The organism is Streptomyces sp. NPDC059909 (genome assembly GCF_042730885.1).
GTDB lineage: Bacteria > Actinomycetota > Actinomycetes > Streptomycetales > Streptomycetaceae > Streptomyces.
Genome location: NZ_JBHWKX010000018.1, coordinates 75,274 through 91,261, shown reverse-complemented (window position 1 = coordinate 91,261; position 15,988 = coordinate 75,274). Strand labels below are relative to the sequence as shown.

13 protein-coding genes are annotated in these 15,988 nt (G+C 70.9%); 3 read left to right on the top strand and 10 right to left on the bottom strand.

Annotated features, from left to right (window positions below):
• Nucleotides 1–32: 32 nt before the first annotated feature.
• Genes rplW through rpsJ form a run of 4 tightly spaced genes read right to left on the bottom strand, consistent with a single transcriptional unit; the run spans nucleotide 33 to nucleotide 1,981 of the window.
• Nucleotides 33–356 carry a 50S ribosomal protein L23 gene (gene rplW, locus ACFV9O_RS15255; protein ID WP_385417348.1) on the bottom strand — a complete coding sequence of 108 codons (324 nt, stop codon included), beginning with the start codon at nucleotides 354–356 and terminating at the stop codon, nucleotides 33–35.
• The gene (gene rplD / locus ACFV9O_RS15250) at nucleotides 356–1,006 is read right to left on the bottom strand and encodes a 50S ribosomal protein L4 (protein WP_385417345.1); all 651 of its coding nucleotides are present in this window, start codon (nucleotides 1,004–1,006) and stop codon (nucleotides 356–358) included. The genes rplW and rplD overlap by 1 nt, the downstream gene beginning before the upstream one ends.
• 8 nt (nucleotides 1,007–1,014) lie before the next feature.
• Nucleotides 1,015–1,659: a 50S ribosomal protein L3 gene (gene rplC / locus ACFV9O_RS15245; RefSeq protein ID WP_166628882.1), complete on the bottom strand. Its 645-nt coding sequence runs from the start codon at nucleotides 1,657–1,659 to the stop codon at nucleotides 1,015–1,017.
• A 13-nt stretch (nucleotides 1,660–1,672) separates the two neighbouring features.
• Entirely contained in the window at nucleotides 1,673–1,981 is a 309-nt protein-coding gene (rpsJ, locus tag ACFV9O_RS15240) for a 30S ribosomal protein S10 (protein ID WP_003948644.1), read from the bottom strand.
• A gap of 1,089 nt (nucleotides 1,982–3,070) precedes the next feature.
• On the opposite strand from rpsJ, the gene ACFV9O_RS15235 reads away from it, so the two are divergent.
• Together ACFV9O_RS15235 and ACFV9O_RS15230 are read left to right on the top strand one after the other, a co-directional pair.
• On the top strand, nucleotides 3,071–4,741 hold the full coding sequence (locus tag ACFV9O_RS15235; RefSeq protein WP_385417342.1) for an RNA ligase family protein: 1,671 nt from the start codon (nucleotides 3,071–3,073) through the stop codon (nucleotides 4,739–4,741).
• Nucleotides 4,742–8,113: a poly(A) polymerase gene (locus tag ACFV9O_RS15230; RefSeq protein WP_385417339.1), complete on the top strand. Its 3,372-nt coding sequence runs from the start codon at nucleotides 4,742–4,744 to the stop codon at nucleotides 8,111–8,113.
• A gap of 47 nt (nucleotides 8,114–8,160) precedes the next feature.
• Here ACFV9O_RS15230 and ACFV9O_RS15225 read toward each other — a convergent pair whose 3' ends face one another.
• Together ACFV9O_RS15225 and ACFV9O_RS15220 are read right to left on the bottom strand one after the other, a co-directional pair.
• Nucleotides 8,161–8,340 carry a hypothetical protein gene (locus ACFV9O_RS15225; RefSeq protein WP_385417336.1) on the bottom strand — a complete coding sequence of 60 codons (180 nt, stop codon included), beginning with the start codon at nucleotides 8,338–8,340 and terminating at the stop codon, nucleotides 8,161–8,163.
• Nucleotides 8,341–8,479: 139 nt separating this feature from the next.
• Nucleotides 8,480–8,800 (bottom strand): hypothetical protein, encoded by a 321-nt coding sequence (locus tag ACFV9O_RS15220; protein WP_385417334.1) that lies wholly within the window; start codon nucleotides 8,798–8,800, stop codon nucleotides 8,480–8,482.
• Between the two features lie 267 nt (nucleotides 8,801–9,067).
• On the opposite strand from ACFV9O_RS15220, the gene ACFV9O_RS15215 reads away from it, so the two are divergent.
• A complete protein-coding gene (locus ACFV9O_RS15215) occupies nucleotides 9,068–11,206 on the top strand; it encodes a PIG-L family deacetylase (RefSeq protein WP_385417429.1) in 2,139 nt (712 codons plus the stop codon).
• 119 nt (nucleotides 11,207–11,325) lie between these two features.
• Here ACFV9O_RS15215 and tuf read toward each other — a convergent pair whose 3' ends face one another.
• The 4 genes from tuf to rpsL form a co-directional block, all read right to left on the bottom strand.
• Complete coding sequence (gene tuf / locus ACFV9O_RS15210) at nucleotides 11,326–12,519, bottom strand: elongation factor Tu (RefSeq protein ID WP_385417332.1); 1,194 nt, start codon at nucleotides 12,517–12,519, stop codon at nucleotides 11,326–11,328.
• Between the two features lie 153 nt (nucleotides 12,520–12,672).
• The gene (gene fusA, locus ACFV9O_RS15205; RefSeq protein WP_385417329.1) at nucleotides 12,673–14,799 is read right to left on the bottom strand and encodes an elongation factor G; all 2,127 of its coding nucleotides are present in this window, start codon (nucleotides 14,797–14,799) and stop codon (nucleotides 12,673–12,675) included.
• Nucleotides 14,800–14,838: 39 nt separating this feature from the next.
• Nucleotides 14,839–15,309: a 30S ribosomal protein S7 gene (rpsG, locus tag ACFV9O_RS15200; RefSeq protein ID WP_006347241.1), complete on the bottom strand. Its 471-nt coding sequence runs from the start codon at nucleotides 15,307–15,309 to the stop codon at nucleotides 14,839–14,841.
• A gap of 2 nt (nucleotides 15,310–15,311) precedes the next feature.
• Nucleotides 15,312–15,683, bottom strand: coding sequence for a 30S ribosomal protein S12 (gene rpsL / locus ACFV9O_RS15195; RefSeq protein ID WP_003948652.1), 372 nt, complete (start codon nucleotides 15,681–15,683; stop codon nucleotides 15,312–15,314).
• Between the last annotated feature and the right edge of the window lie 305 nt (nucleotides 15,684–15,988).

The following is a 15,988-nucleotide window of genomic DNA, read 5'->3' as shown; positions in this document are numbered from 1 at the left end:
CCTCGTCCGATATCGGACGATCCGGACCGCCCTTAGGCGGTCGGACCGCCGAAGATGTCGATTCGGCTGCCCTCGGCAAGGGTCACGATGGCGCGCTTGGTGTCCTTGCGCTTACCGAAACCGGTGCGGGTGCGCTTGCGCTTGCCCTGGCGGTTGATCGTGTTGACCCCGGTGACCTTGACCGAGAAGACCGCCTCGACGGCCTGCTTGATCTGGGTCTTGTTGGCGCGCGGGTCGACGATGAACGTGTACTTGTTCTCGTCCAGCAGCGCGTAGCTCTTCTCGGAGACGACCGGCTTGACGAGAATGTCGCGCGGGTCCGAGAACGTCTTGCTGGTGACGACGGCCTCAGTCATCAGGCCTCGCTCCCTTCGGTCTCAGCGGCCTTGGGGCCAGACACGAAGGACTCGAAGGCGGCCTGGGTGAAGACCACGTCGTCGGAGACGAGCACGTCGTACGTGTTCAGCTGGCCCGGCTCCAGGATGTGCACCTGGGGCAGGTTGCGGGCGGACAGCCACGCGGCCTCGTCGGCGCGGTCGACGACCAGGAGCAGGTTCTTGCGCTCCGAGATCTTGCCGAACAGCGTCTTGGCGGCCTTGGTGGAGGCCTCGCCCTCGACCACGCCGGAGACGACGTGGATACGGGAGTGGCGGGCCCGGTCGGTGAGGGCACCGCGCAGGGCGGCGGCCTTCATCTTCTTCGGGGTCCGCTGCGAGTAGTCACGCGGCACGGGGCCGTGAACGACGCCACCGCCGGCGAACTGCGGCGCACGAGTCGAACCCTGACGGGCGCGGCCGGTGCCCTTCTGGCGGTAAGGCTTCTTGCCACCGCCACGGACCTCGCCGCGGGTCTTGGTCTTGTGCGTGCCCTGACGGGCAGCGGCCAGCTGCGCGACGACGACCTGGTGGATCAGCGGAACGCTGACCTTGGCGTCGAAGATCTCCGCGGGGAGCTCGACGGTCCCGGCCTTGTCGCCAGCAGGCGAAAGGATGTCAATGGTGCTCATCGGTTACCTCAGGCCCCCTTGGCCGCGGTACGGACCAGGACGAGGCCGCCGTTCGGACCAGGGACCGCGCCCTTGATGAGCAGCAGACCCTTCTCCGCGTCAACGGCGTGGACGGTCAGGTTCTGGGTGGTGACCCGCTCGTTGCCCATACGGCCCGCCATGCGGAGGCCCTTGAACACACGGCCCGGGGTGGCGCAGCCACCGATGGAACCGGGCGAGCGGTGCTTGCGCTGGGTGCCGTGTCCGGCGCCCAGGCCACGGAAGTTGTGGCGCTTCATGACACCGGCGAAGCCCTTGCCCTTGCTCTTGCCGGTGACGTCGACCTTCACGCCCGCCTCGAAGACCTCGGCGGTGATCTCCTGGCCGAGGGTGTACTCGCCGGCGTCGGCGGTACGGATCTCGACGAGGTGACGACGGGGGGTGACGTCGGCCTTGGCGAAGTGGCCCTTGAGGGGCTTGTTCACCTTGCGCGGGTCGATCTCGCCGAAGGCGATCTGGACCGACTCGTAGCCGTCGGTGTCGTTGGTGCGGACCTGGGTGACGACGTTGGGGCCGGCCTTGACGACGGTGACCGGGACGACACGGTTGTTCTCGTCCCAGACCTGAGTCATGCCGAGCTTCTCGCCCAGGATGCCCTTGATCTGCTTAGCCATCTCGCGCGTCACCTCAGAGCTTGATCTCGATGTCGACGCCGGCCGGCAGGTCGAGACGCATCAGCGAGTCAACCGTCTTCGGCGTGGGGTCGAGGATGTCGATGAGGCGCTTGTGCGTGCGCATCTCGAAGTGCTCGCGCGAGTCCTTGTACTTGTGCGGCGACTTGATGACGCAGTACACGTTCTTCTCAGTGGGCAGCGGCACCGGGCCCGCGACCGACGCACCAGTGCGGGTCACCGTCTCGACGATCTTCTTCGCCGAGGAGTCGATGACCTCGTGGTCGTAGGCCTTGAGCCGGATGCGGATCTTCTGTCCCGCCATGGCTACTTCGTAGTCCTGTCTGTCTCGTAACGCTCTGGAACCCGGTGTTACCAGCCTTCTCTCCGACCCACGCGGTCGGGCGTGTCGCACTCCCGCTACGCAGATGTCCGATAACGGATTCCCTGCTCGAGGGGGTTGCGAGTCGCAGAAGAGACCGCAGGACCGAGGGTGAAGACCCACCGGGTGCCTGGCCGGGGCCCCGCTGACGCTTCCCGGAAGATTCCCGTACGTCCGCCTCAGCGCTGCCGTGAGGCAGTTGGGGCGACGAGTACTGTGGGACTCGCTTCCGGTCCTCCCGGCGGGAGGCGCGCAGCATCGGCACTCAACCGAGCAACCCGGACAGTCTGCCATACGGGCCGCTGGGGGCGCCAATCGGGCCGAAGACATTACCCCGCGTGCGACGAGGGTCAAACCTGGGGTGCGACAGCCCTCGCGCCCGCCGCCCGGGCAGCGCGGTCATGGACCTGCTCAACCGCTCCGCCGACGTACAGCAGCCGCGCACACTGCCTCACCTGCGATTCTGCGACATACCGGGCAGACGCGACTGTCGGGACGCGACCGGGGCGGGCGCTGCGCCGCTGCGCCAAGGCGTCGCGCTGTCGATTTTCGGGGACGACTCGGACACGCCGGTGCGGCGGTCCCGGTCGGCCGACTACGCCGACATGGCCGTCGAGCCGCGGGGCGAGCAGACGCGGGCGTCCTACGCCGTACCGGAACCGGCGCCCACGGGGTCTCCCCCGGAACCGGCGCCTGCGGGGTGGTCTCCCCCGGAAACGTCGTCGGCGGGGTGGTCTCCCCCGGAGCCGCCTGTCGGTCGGGGTGAAGTGTGCTCCGGTGCTGAGGCAGGGGCCGTTGACGGGGCCCCGCGTCGCCACAACTCCCATGCTCTGGCACGGATGTTGCGGGAGCTGTTCCGGTCCGCGTGATGGTGAACATGCAGCAGAACCGGCTCCGCCGGGCACGGCATCCGGCCGCTACGCGGCCGGAATGTTCGGTTCCCTCGCTACGCCGATATTCGATCGAGAACCGCTTCCGCGCGCACCTAGAGTGACCGGGCACCACATGCCGACGACCGGGGGATAAGAGGCCATGCGCACGCATCGGACGCGTACGCACTATCCGCGCACGCCTCATCTGCCGTGGTCGCCCGGCGCCTCGTCCGATGACACACGGATCGCCGATCTGTCGAAGTTCGCCGGCCGCGAGGTCGTCGTCACCGAGAAGCTCGACGGCGAGAACACGACGCTGTACGCCGACGGGCTGCACGCGCGCTCGCTCGACTCGGCGCACCATCCGTCCCGGGCCTGGGTCAAGGCGCTGCAGGGACGGATCGCGCGGGGGATCCCGGCCGGGTGGCGGGTGTGCGGGGAGAACATGTACGCGCGGCATTCGCTCGCGTACGAGGAGCTGGAGAGCTGGTTCTACGGGTTCTCGGTCTGGGACGCCGACGGGCGGTGCCTCGACTGGGACCGGAGTGTGCGGTTCCTGCGCGACCTGGGGGTTCCGGTGCCGCCCGTGCTGTGGCGGGGCGTCTTCGACGAGCGGGCCCTGCGCAAGTTGCCGCTCGACACCGCACGCCAGGAGGGATACGTCGTGCGGACCGTCGACGGCTTCGGGGCGGAGGACTTCGGGCAGAGGGTCGCCAAGTGGGTGCGGCCCGGTCATGTACAGACCGATACGCACTGGATGCACGCCACGGTCGTGGAGAACGGACTGGGCCCGGCCGCCGCGCTGTGGGCCGTGCGCTCGGGGGCCGCTCCCGACGCCGAAGCGCTCCTCGCCGCCGTGGGCGTGCCGGAGGGGGACGGCAAGGCCGCCGCCGAGGCGGCCGCCCGCATCGGGGCGACCGGGGACGCACGGCTCGCGGGCGTGCTGGCCGCGCTGCTGCACCGCAGCCGCCGGGGCGCGCTCGCCGGACGGCTCGCCGGGGCACTGGGTCTGCCGCTCGCCCGGCAGGTCGCGGACCTGGTCGGACTGCACGCGGGGCTGCACCGCCCGTACCCCGACGAGGAGCGCAGGACCGGGCTCGTACGGATGTCGTACGCCGTCGACCTGGGTGTATTGCACGCCGTCGCCGGGGCACTCGCGCCGGACGCCGAGGCGCGTGAGCTGGTGGAGTGGTCGGCGCTGCACGCCGAGGAGGCCGGCCCGCTGGACGGGCTTCGCGAGGCCTTCGCCGATCTGGGGACGGACGCGGCCGGCCGCTGCCGGGCCGAGGCGCGGGAGGCGTACGCGCAGGGGCGGATCCGGACCGTCGAGGAGGCCGTCGCGGCGACCTGGCGGTGGCGGTCCGGGGAGTTCCCGAAGCTGATCCACATGGTGGGTCCTGCGGGCAGCGGGAAGAGCTCCTTCGCGCGGGGGCTGCCGGATGTCGACGCGTACGTGTCGCTGGACGAGCTGCGTGCGGCCCGCGGGTCGCGCTCGGACCAGCGGGCCAACGGCGATGTGCTGCGCGAGGCCCTGGCCGGGCTGGACACCGCACTGGCCGCAGGTGGCACCGTGGTGTGGGACGCCACGTCCCTCAACCCGCACCAGCGTTCCCTGGTGCACGCGGTCGCCCACCGCCGCGACGCGCTCGTCACGCACGCGGTGGTGCTGGTCGACAAGGACGAGCTGGCCCGGCGCAACGCCGGCCGGACACACCCGGTGCCGCCCGAGGTGCTCACCTCGCAGCTGCACCGGTTCGTCCCGCCGTACCCAGGACAGGCCCACCGCACCTGGTACGTCGGAGCGGGCGGGACCGTCGAGGAGGAGGCGTAGGTGCGTACGAGCGAGGAGATCTACCACCGGGTCCGCTGGGACCCGCGCTTCGACCCGGCCCGCTTCGTGATCGGCGTCAACCAGCGCGGCGCCGCACCCGAGCGGATGCCGCTGGACGACTTCGATCCCGACGGCGAGATCCCGTGGCACCGGGTGCTGTTCTTCGAGGCGGACGGCGAGGTGGTCTGGGACCGGTCCACGGGCGTGGACCGCATCGACGCCACGGACGCGGGGCGCGTGCGGGACCCGCGGCGGTTGCGGGCGCCGTTCTTCGCTGCGAGGACGCCGTACGTCTGGGACGCGGCCGGCGGATGGGTCCCGGCAGCGGAGCCCCGGGGCGTACCGGCCACCGCCGGCCTGCGCGTACTGACCTGGAACACGCTCTGGGACCGCTACGACAGCGACCTCATCGACACCGCCAGGCGCCGCCCGCTGCTGCTCGCGGCGCTGCGCGACGCCAACGCAGATGTCATCGCGCTGCAGGAGGTCGAGGCGGAGCTGCTCACGCTGCTGCTGGGGGCGGGGTGGGTACGCGGGGATTACACGCTGGGCGCCGACCCGGGTGGGAAGGACGTGGACGACTGCGGGCTGCTGCTGCTCAGCCGGCTGCCCGTCCGCGAGGCCGGTGCGCACGCCCTCGGCCCGCACAAGGCCGTCACGGCCGTCGTCGTGGAGACCGGGGCCGGGCCTGTCACCGTCGCCGCGACCCATCTGAGCAGCGACCACACCGAGAACGGGGCGGCCCGGCGGGACGCCGAACTCACGCAGCTCGCCGAGGGGCTGGCCGGCGTCGAGGGCGATGTGGTCCTGCTCGGCGACTTCAACGAGGGCGGGGACGGGCCTGAGACCGCGCTCGGGATGCGGGACGCCTGGAGCGAGGTCCACGGCCTCGACGACCGGACGCCCACCTTCGACCCGGGTGTCAATCCGCTCGCCGCGGTCTCGTCGCTCCGTGGGCTGGCGTCCCGGCTGGACCGGGTGCTGCTGCGCGCGGAAGGGCTGCGGGTGGACGGCGTCGCGCTGACGGGGAACGCGCCGGGCCCGGACGGGCTGTACGTCTCCGACCACTACGGCGTCGAGGCCGACCTGAGCCTCGACAGCCACGACGGCGTCGGTGAGGCGCCCGCGGGTGTCCTCGACGTACGGCCGACGGCCCGTACGGCGGTGGCGTGGCTCCCGCCGCCGGAGCTCTGGCCGCCGGTCCAGGCCATCCGCCGCGACCACGACCCCCAGATCCGGCGCTGGCCACCACACGTCAACGTGCTCTTCGGCTTCGTACCGGAGTCGGACTTCGAGGCGGCGGCTCCGCTGCTGGCGGCCGCGGTTGCGGGTGTGGCTCCGTTCCCGGTCCGGCTGGACGGCGTCCACAGCTTCGGCCACCGGGAGTACGCGACGGTCTGGCTCGACCCCGGGGCGGCGGGCGACCAGCCGTGGGCCGACCTGTGGCGCGCCCTGGAACAGCGCTTCCCGCGCTGCCGGGGCCACCACCAGGGCTTCACCCCGCACCTGAGCCTGGGCCGCACCCAGGATCCGCACGGACTGATCGCCGAGTGCGCGGCGCGGCTCGGCGGGCCACTGCACACCCGCGTCGACGAACTGGTCCTCCTGTCGCGGCGCGGCGACGAGCCGATGCAGGTCCGGGCGACGATCGCCCTGGGAACGGGCGAGGTCCGCTGGGCCCGCGAGCCCGGCGGCGGCGACTTCGACCTGGGGCCGGCGGCCTCCGGCCCACCGCCTACGGACGCCCCGGCCGACGCCCCGGCACGCGAGTCACGGCACACGCGCGGGTTCGGGTCCGACGGGTCGGGCGAGTCCGGGGCGCGGATGACCGCGGACGCGGCGGCACGCACGGACGCACTGCCCGGGCCGGTCCGGGCGCCCGCTGACGACACGCGGCACGGCAGCGTGGACTCCGCCGGAGGCCCTGCGACTGCCGCTGCCGAGACCACCGAGGCCACGGCACACGTGACGCACGGCCGTGGCGGACGCGGCGGTGCGGCCGAGAGGGCTGTGCCGACCGCCACTGCAGGCGGCGAGGCCACGGCACACGAGGCGTACCGCCCGACCGGGCGCACCCGGACGGACGTGCACAGGACGTCGCCGACCGCGGAAGACGCCGACGCCGGATCGCACCCGGCAACCGGGCGCAGCCGGACGGCCGAGGCCGCTGCGGCGACCGCGACCGCAGGCGCAGCCGGCAGCACCGCCGCGACCGCCGGCGCCCCGGCACACGTGGCGGGGCAGGCAGCCGGGCTGCCCAGCCCGGCGGACGTGCACGAGACGGCTGAGCCGGACGCCGACGGTCACGCCCGGCGGGTCGCACAGCGCGTGGCCGAGGCGTTGGCCTGCGGGATCGTGTACGTCGTCGGCTCGCGGCGCATGGGGTGTGCGCTGCCGGGGGCGGATCTGGATCTGGTGGCAGCGCTGCCGGGCGAGGCCGGGATCGCGGAGGTACGGGCCCGGGTCGAGGCGGCGCTGCCCGAGGCCACCGGGGTGCGGGAGGTCGTCGGGGCGAGGGTGCAGGGGCTGCGGCTGCGGGTCGGCGGGCTCGGCGTGGACCTGGTCGTCGTCGCCACAGGAAGCCTCGCCCCCGCCGAGGCGGTCGCGCGTCGCGCCGCGCTGGGCGAGGCCGCCGCGGTGGCGCTCAGCGCGGTCAGCGACGCGGATGCCGTGCTCGCCACGGCCGGCGCCCACCGGGCCGCGTTCGCCCGTCTCGCCAGGGAGGTCAAGGCGTGGGCGAGGGCCCGCGGCCTGGACTCGGCCCCCTTCGGCGGGCTGCCGGGCCTGGCCTGGTCCGTGCTCGCGGCCCGTACCGCCCGCGAGGCCGGTGAGCTGCCGGCCGACGAACTGCTGCGGCACTTCTTCGCGACCTGGGCCGCGTGGGACTGGCACGAACCGGTGGGCCCGCCGGGAGCGGGCGGCGGCCTGCCGCTCACGATCACCACTCCGTCGGAACCGGTGCGTCCGTGCTCCGACCAGGTCACACCGGGCATGCGCGATCTGCTCACCCAGGAGCTCTTCCGGGCCTGGGAGTTGCTGGACGCGCGGGCGCCAGCGGACGAACTGCTCGCCCCTCCCCCGCTGCACCGCCGCCACGCGGCCTGGGCGGTCGTGACGGCGGACCCCCGGGACGACGGCCGGGTCCGCAGCCGGATGCGCACCCTGCTGTCCGACCTCTCCGACATGTCCACCCCGGACGTCCACGCCTGGCCGCGCCCCGTCACCACCACCCCGACCCGCTACGCCATCGGCCTCGGCCAGCATCCCCCGTCCGCGGACGACCTCGCCGCCATCGCGGCACGCCGGCTACGGGGGCTGCCGGGGGTGACGCTCAGGCGGGCGGAGGGCGGCGAGGTGCCGACGCTGCGCTGACACGGGCCGCGACCACCGGGACATGTGCGCCCGCCACCAGGGTGCTTTCACTCCCAGTCGATCAGGTACCCCCGGTGCCGTACGCATCCCCCGTCGGCGACCAGCGTCGCCTCCCCCGAGTACCGGCCGGGACGCAGCGACAGCTCGATGCCGTGGTCGTCCGTCGCCCGGACCCCCGGCAGGCCGGCTCCCGGCTCGCCCTGTCCGGGGGCGGGAACGTCCTCCACCGTCAGGGCCTGCGCGGACCATTCCTCGCGGAGCGTGTCGACCGCTGCCTCGTACGCGGCGCGGCTCGCGAAGTCGGGGGCCCAGGTGACGCTCGGCTGGTCACGGGTGACGCCCTCGGGGGGCGAGACCGAGGTCGTCCTAGCAGGAGGCGTAGACCATCTCCCGCTGGTCCGCCATCGACGCGGGGTCCATCCCCAGCCGCCGCACCGCCTCCTCGCCCGCCTCCTGCGTGTGCCTCAGGTGCTCGCGGAACGCCGCTTCCGGCGTCACCGGGCCGCCCGCCACCCACGCGCAGCCCTGAGCGAGCGCCGCGACGAGCAGCACCATCGCCGCACCGCCCACGATCAGTGCCCCGGCGCGCGGCGCCGACGGAGCGGCGCGAGGTCCGGGGAGTGCGTGGCGGGAGAGGCAGTCGTCGTCATGGGCCCATCCCAGCAGGCGGATCCCGCCGGGCCGCACCGCTCCCGTACTCAGACGCCGGTGAGTACCCGGGGCGCCAGCGCCGGTCTGCCACGACCTGACGGAGTGACCGGAAGACTGCGTCACATCCGCCGCCGGGAAGCAACCCGCCCCGTCGACAATCCGTCTAGCTGATCGCGGAAGGGCGGCTCGACCGACCGGCCTCCGCGCCTGGGGAGATCACGGTACGCAGACGGGGGCCCATGCCCGCCCGCTGCGGGGGAAGCGGACGGAGCACGACACGTGGACGACAGCGCTGCGCGAAGCATGCCCGCGTACGCCCTCGGGGGCGAACCGGACGCCGGGATCACACCGGGGGTACGGGCCCGTGAGGCCCGGCGTCGCACACGCCCCAGGCGCCGCTCCGTCCTCACCGCCATCGCCGCCCTCACGGGCGCCACCGCGCTCGGTGCCTGCTCGGTGCCCGCGCCCCGGCGCCCCACCCCCACCGCGGACCCCGCGCCCGGCATCCCGATCGCCAGCACGCGCCGCGCGCAGCTGATGCAGATCCTGGCGCACCCGGACGACGACCTGTACTTCATGAACCCGGACACCCAGCGGATGCTGGACTCCGGGGTGCCCCTCGTCTGCGTCTACGTCACGGCGGGCGAGCACAACGGCAAGAACCGCATAGCCGGCAGCCCGGAGGTCCCGGCCGACCGCCCCGCCTACTCCTCCGCACGTCACCAGGGCCTGCGGCAGGCGTACGCCACCCTCCTCGGCCTGGACAGGTTCACCGACTGGCAGAGGGGTGTGGCCACCCTCCGCGGCGACCACCGCGCCGAGATCAACACCCTCACCAACGGCCGGCGCCGGGTCGAGCTGGTCTTCCTCAACCTCCCGATGCACACGCCCCGCCGCTGGGAGGCCCTGCCCAGCCTCTGGCACGACCGGGCCCTCGGCCTGCACACGGTCGTCGCCGCGGACTCCCCGCTGCGCAGGACGGTCTCGTACGACTACGACCAGCTCATCGACGTAATCGTGGGGCTCATGGAGCAGTACCGGCCGACCGTGATCCAGACCCTGGACCCGGACCCCGACATCCAGCACAGCGACGAGGCCACCCGAAGGAAGGACAGCGAGCAGCCCGGCTATTCGGACCACGCCGACCACACCGCCGTGGCCTGCTTCAGCTGGGCCGCGATGCTGCGCTGGGTCGCGGAGTCGACGAGGGACGGCGGCCAGGTGCCCGGGTTCGTCGCCACGGCGTTCCGCGGCTACTACAACCGCCACTGGCCCAAGAACCTCCCGCCGGCGGTCCTGCGGGAGAAGGCCGCGCACCTCGTCCCGTACGGCGGCGACCCGGCCTGGGACTGCGGCAACCCGTCCGGCTGCGGCGACTACAACGTGGGCGGCACGCGTCCGCTGACGAACAAGAAGGGCTGGGTCCGCTCGACCCACCACCGCTACCCGGGCGCCCGGCCCGTCGTCGTCACCGAGGCGGACGGGCGGCTCGCCGGCTACGGGGTGCTGGGGCTGCGGGCTGTGCGCTGGCGCGAGACCGCGCCGGGCAGCGGGCAGTGGGGCGGCCCGGACGACCTCGGCGGAGGGCCGCTCGCGCCGGCACTGGGCTCGGCGGTGCTGGACGACGGCCGTCTGCTGCTGTTCGGGCTGCGGTTCGCCGCGCTCGGCGGGCACGGCGGGGCGAACCGGCGCGAGGTGGTGCTGCTCGAACAGCGCTCCGCGGGCGGGGACTTCGCGGCCTGGACCGGGCTCGGCAACCCGGAGCGGGACGACGACCGCGGCCGCCGTATCGGTGTCCCGGTCGCGGTCACCGCCCCCGACGGGCGCGTCCATCTCTTCGTACGCAACGCGGACAAGGGTCTCAGCACCCGGGTGCGGGAAACGGACGGCCGCTGGGGCGACTGGCGCGATCTCGGCGGCGCCGAGATCCAGGACGGACTGACGGCGGTCGTGGACCGCGCTGGGCGGGTCCATGTCTTCGGGGCGGGCCACGACACCGTGCACCACTGGGCGCAGGACGTCCTCGGTGAGGAGATCGCCTTCAGGCCGGACGGCGGCAGCGGGCTGCCGGCGCCGGGTGGTCCGCTCGCCGCGCTCCCGACGGACGACGGCGGTGTCGAGGTCCACTACCGCAGGCCCGCGGCCGCGGCGCTGATCGCCGTACGGGCCGGCGGCTCCCCCGCCCGGCCGCGCAAGGAACGCTTCGACGGCTACGGCGCCGTGAGCGCGGCGGCCGCACCGAACGGGCCGGTGCTGCTCGGCAAGGATCTGCGGGGACACGTCCAACTCCACTTCGGAGGCAGAATCATGACACGCCGTCATGGGGCCGAGGCGCTGGACTTCCCCACGCTGCACCCGGGCCGCTCCGGCGCGACGGCGGTCGGCATGGGCGCGGACGCGCACCCGTGGATCTGGTACCCGGAGACCGGCACGGCGAGCTAGCAGCGCCGGCGAGGAGCGGAGAGCCCCGCACAGGCCCCGTACAGGCAGAAAGGCCCCGCACCTTCCGGTGCGGGGCCTCTCCCATGGTGCTCGCAGGAGCTACCAGGTCAGATCAGCAATTACTTGGTGATCTTGGTGACCTGGCCGGCGCCGACGGTCCGGCCACCCTCACGGATGGCGAACTTCAGGCCCTCCTCCATGGCGATCGGCTGGATCAGCTGAACGGACATGGTGGTGTTGTCGCCCGGCATGACCATCTCGGTGCCCTCGGGGAGGGTCACGACGCCGGTCACGTCCGTGGTACGGAAGTAGAACTGCGGGCGGTAGTTGTTGAAGAACGGGGTGTGACGACCACCCTCGTCCTTCGACAGGATGTAGGCCTGGGCCTCGAAGTCGGTGTGCGGCGTGACCGAACCCGGCTTGATGATGACCTGGCCGCGCTCGACGTCCTCGCGCTTGATGCCACGGAGGAGCAGACCGACGTTCTCACCGGCCTGGCCCTCGTCGAGCAGCTTGCGGAACATCTCGATGCCGGTGACCGTGGTGGTGGTCTTCTCGGTCTTGATACCGATGATGTCGACGGTCTCGTTGACCTTGAGGACACCACGCTCGATACGACCGGTGACGACGGTGCCACGACCGGTGATCGTGAAGACGTCCTCGATCGGCATCAGGAACGGCTTGTCGACGTCACGCTCGGGCTGCGGGATCGCCTCGTCGACGGCGTTCATCAGGTTGAGGACGGACTCGCCCCACTCCTTGTCGCCCTCGAGCGCCTTGAGCGCCGAGACCTTGACGACGGGAACGTCGTCGCCCGGGAACTCGTACTCGGAGAGGAGCTCACGGACCTCGAGCTCGACGAGCTCCAGGATCTCCTCGTCGTCCACCATGTCGGCCTTGTTCAGGGCGACGACGATGTACGGAACGCCGACCTGGCGGGCCAGGAGGACGTGCTCCTTGGTCTGCGGCATCGGGCCGTCGGTGGCGGCGACCACGAGGATGGCACCGTCCATCTGGGCGGCACCGGTGATCATGTTCTTGATGTAGTCCGCGTGACCCGGGCAGTCGACGTGCGCGTAGTGACGCGACTCCGTCTGGTACTCGACGTGCGCGATGGAGATGGTGATACCGCGCTGACGCTCCTCAGGAGCCTTGTCGATCTGGTCGAAGGCCGAGGCCTCGTTCAGGTCCGGGTACTTGTCGTGCAGCACCTTGGTAATGGCGGCCGTGAGGGTCGTCTTACCGTGGTCGATGTGACCGATGGTGCCGATGTTGACGTGCGGCTTAGTCCGCTCGAACTTCGCCTTCGCCACTGGGGTCCTCCTGTGGAGTGGTTCTGTACGCCTTACTCATCGGCGCCAGGGTGATCTTTGCTGGTGGTGCCGGCCGTCGGGGCGAGCCTCACGGGTTCGCGGGGAACGCCCCGACGGTTACGGCGTCAAGCCTAAAGCGTGTACTCGGGTGAGTTACTCGCCCTTGGCCTTCGCGATGATCTCCTCGGCGACGTTCCGCGGAACCTCGGCGTAGGAGTCGAACTGCATCGAGTAGCTTGCGCGACCCGAGGTCTTGCTGCGGAGGTCGCCGACGTAGCCGAACATCTCCGACAGCGGCACCAGGCCCTTGACGACACGGGCACCGGCACGCTCCTCCATGGCCTGGATCTGGCCACGGCGGGAGTTGATGTCACCGATGACATCGCCCATGTAGTCCTCGGGCGTGGTGACCTCAACGGCCATCATCGGCTCGAGGAGAACCGGGGACGCCTTGCGCGCGGCCTCCTTGAAGGCCTGCGAGCCGGCGATCTTGAACGCGAGCTCGGAGGAGTCGACCTCGTGGTAGGCACCGTCGAGAAGCGTGACGCGAACGCCCGTCATCTCGTAACCGGCGAGGATGCCGAACGACATCGCCTCCTGGCAGCCGGCGTCCACGGAAGGAATGTATTCCTTCGGGATACGGCCACCGGTGACCTTGTTCACGAACTCGTAAGCGGCGTCGCCGCTCTCGATCGGCTCGATCGCGATCTGCACCTTGGCGAACTGACCGGTACCACCGGTCTGCTTCTTGTGGGTGTAGTCCACGCGCTCGACCGTCTTGCGGATGGTCTCGCGGTACGCGACCTGCGGCTTGCCGACGTTGGCCTCGACCTTGAACTCACGCTTCATACGGTCGACGAGCACCTCGAGGTGAAGCTCGCCCATACCGCCGATGACGGTCTGGCCGGTCTCCTCGTTGGTGTGCACCTGGAAGGAGGGGTCCTCCTCCGCGAGACGCTGGATGGCGACACCCAGCTTCTCCTGGTCACCCTTGGACTTGGGCTCGATCGCGACCTCGATGACCGGCGCCGGGAAGTCCATGGACTCCAGGATCACCGGGTTCTTCTCGTCCGCGAGCGTCTCACCGGTGGTGGTCTGCTTCAGGCCCATGACGGCGACGATGTCACCGGCGCCCACCGACTCGATCTCCTCACGCTTGTTCGCGTGCATGCGGTAGATCTTGCCGATGCGCTCCTTGCGGCCCTTCACGGAGTTCAGCACGGCGGTGCCGGACTCCAGACGGCCGGAGTAGATGCGCACGAAGGTGAGCTTGCCGAGGTGCGGGTCGCTCATGATCTTGAACGCCAGCGCCGACAGCGGCTCGTCGTCGGACGGCTTGCGCTTGACGACCAGGTCCGCGTCCTTGACGTCGTGGCCCTCGATGGCCTCGATGTCGACGGGCGACGGGAGGTAGCGCACGACCGCGTCGAGCAGGGGCTGAACGCCCTTGTTCTTGAACGCGGTGCCACAGAACACCGGGGTGACCGTGGTGCCCTTGCCCTTGCCGGAGGCGATGGTGATACGACGGATCGCGGCGTACAGCTGCTCCTCGGTGGGCTCCTGGCCCTCGAGGTACAGCTCCATGATCTCTTCGTCGTTCTCGGCGACGGCCTCGACGAGCTTGCCGCGGTACTCCTCGGCAGCCTCGGTGTGGGTGGCCGGGATGTCGACGACGTCGTACATCTCGCCCTTGGCCGCCTCGGCGGACCAGACCAGGGCCTTCATGCGGACCAGGTCGATGACGCCCTTGAAGTCGGCCTCGGCACCGATCGGGAGCTGCATGACGATCGGCTGCGCGCCAAGGCGGTCGCTGATCATGTCCACGCAGCGGTGGAACTCGGCACCCGTGCGGTCCAGCTTGTTGACGAAGCAGATACGCGGAACGCCGTAGCGGTCCGCCTGACGCCAGACAGTCTCGGACTGCGGCTCGACGCCGGCGACGCCGTCGAACACCGTCACGGCACCGTCGAGCACACGCAGGGAACGCTCCACCTCGACGGTGAAGTCGACGTGACCCGGGGTGTCGATGATGTTGATGGTGTGGTCGACGTCCTCGAGCGGCCAGTGACAGGTCGTCGCGGCGGACGTGATCGTGATGCCGCGCTCCTGCTCCTGCTCCATCCAGTCCATCGTGGCAGCGCCGTCGTGGACCTCACCGATCTTGTACGACACACCGGTGTAGAACAGGATGCGCTCGGTGGTCGTCGTCTTGCCCGCGTCGATGTGGGCCATGATCCCGATGTTGCGGACCTTGGCCAGGTCAAGCGAAGTGGTGGCCATAAGGCTCAGTCTTCTCTCGGTTCTCGATGTGGGTAGCGACTACCAGCGGTAGTGCGCGAAGGCCTTGTTGGACTCGGCCATCTTGTGCGTGTCCTCGCGCTTCTTGACCGAAGCGCCGAGGCCGTTCGAGGCATCCAGCAGCTCGTTCATGAGGCGCTCGGTCATGGTCTTCTCACGGCGGGCGCGGGAGTAACCCACGACCCAGCGCAGCGCGAGGGTGGAGGCGCGACCGGGCTTGACCTCGATCGGCACCTGGTAGGTGGCACCACCGACACGGCGGGACTTGACCTCGAGAGACGGCTTGACGTTCTCGAGAGCGCGCTTCAGCGTGATGACCGGGTCAGCGCCGGTCTTCTCGCGGAGGCCTTCCATGGCGCCGTAGACGATGCGCTCAGCGGTGGAGCGCTTGCCGTTGAGCAGGATCTTGTTGATCAGCGACGTGACCAGAGGAGAACCGTAGACCGGGTCGATGATGACCGGGCGCTTCGGGGCGGGGCCCTTACGAGGCATTCTTACTTCTCCTTCTTGGCGCCGTAGCGGCTGCGGGCCTGCTTGCGGTTCTTGACACCCTGGGTGTCGAGCGAGCCGCGGATGATCTTGTAGCGAACACCCGGCAGGTCCTTCACACGGCCACCACGCACGAGCACGATCGAGTGCTCCTGCAGGTTGTGTCCCTCACCCGGGATGTAGGCCGTGACCTCGATACCGGAGGTCAAACGCACACGCGCGACCTTGCGGAGGGCCGAGTTCGGCTTCTTCGGGGTGGTCGTGAACACACGCGTGCAGACGCCACGGCGCTGAGGGGAACCCTCGAGTGCGGGCGTCTTGTTCTTCTCGACCTTGTCCTGCCGGCCCTTACGGACCAGCTGCTGGATCGTAGGCACTACTTCTCCGGTTTCTGTGTGCCGTTAGTAAAGCTAACCTGGAACGTCGCCGACCCACGCGGTCGGGTGTGTCGAATGCTGCAGACTCCCGCCCGGAGGGCGGAAAAGGCGCAGATTACGGTGGCCGGTCTTGGCTCGTTGCGCGGTTGAGGACACGCACAGGAGCCCAGGCACACCCCAGGCACAAGGTCTGAGCGTACCTACCTCACCGAGTTCGGTCAAAACAAATGGAAGCGGGCCCGAAACGCCGGTACGCCACCAGGACGACCCCGCGCGCCCCGGGACGCCGTACGAGCGGGCAGAGC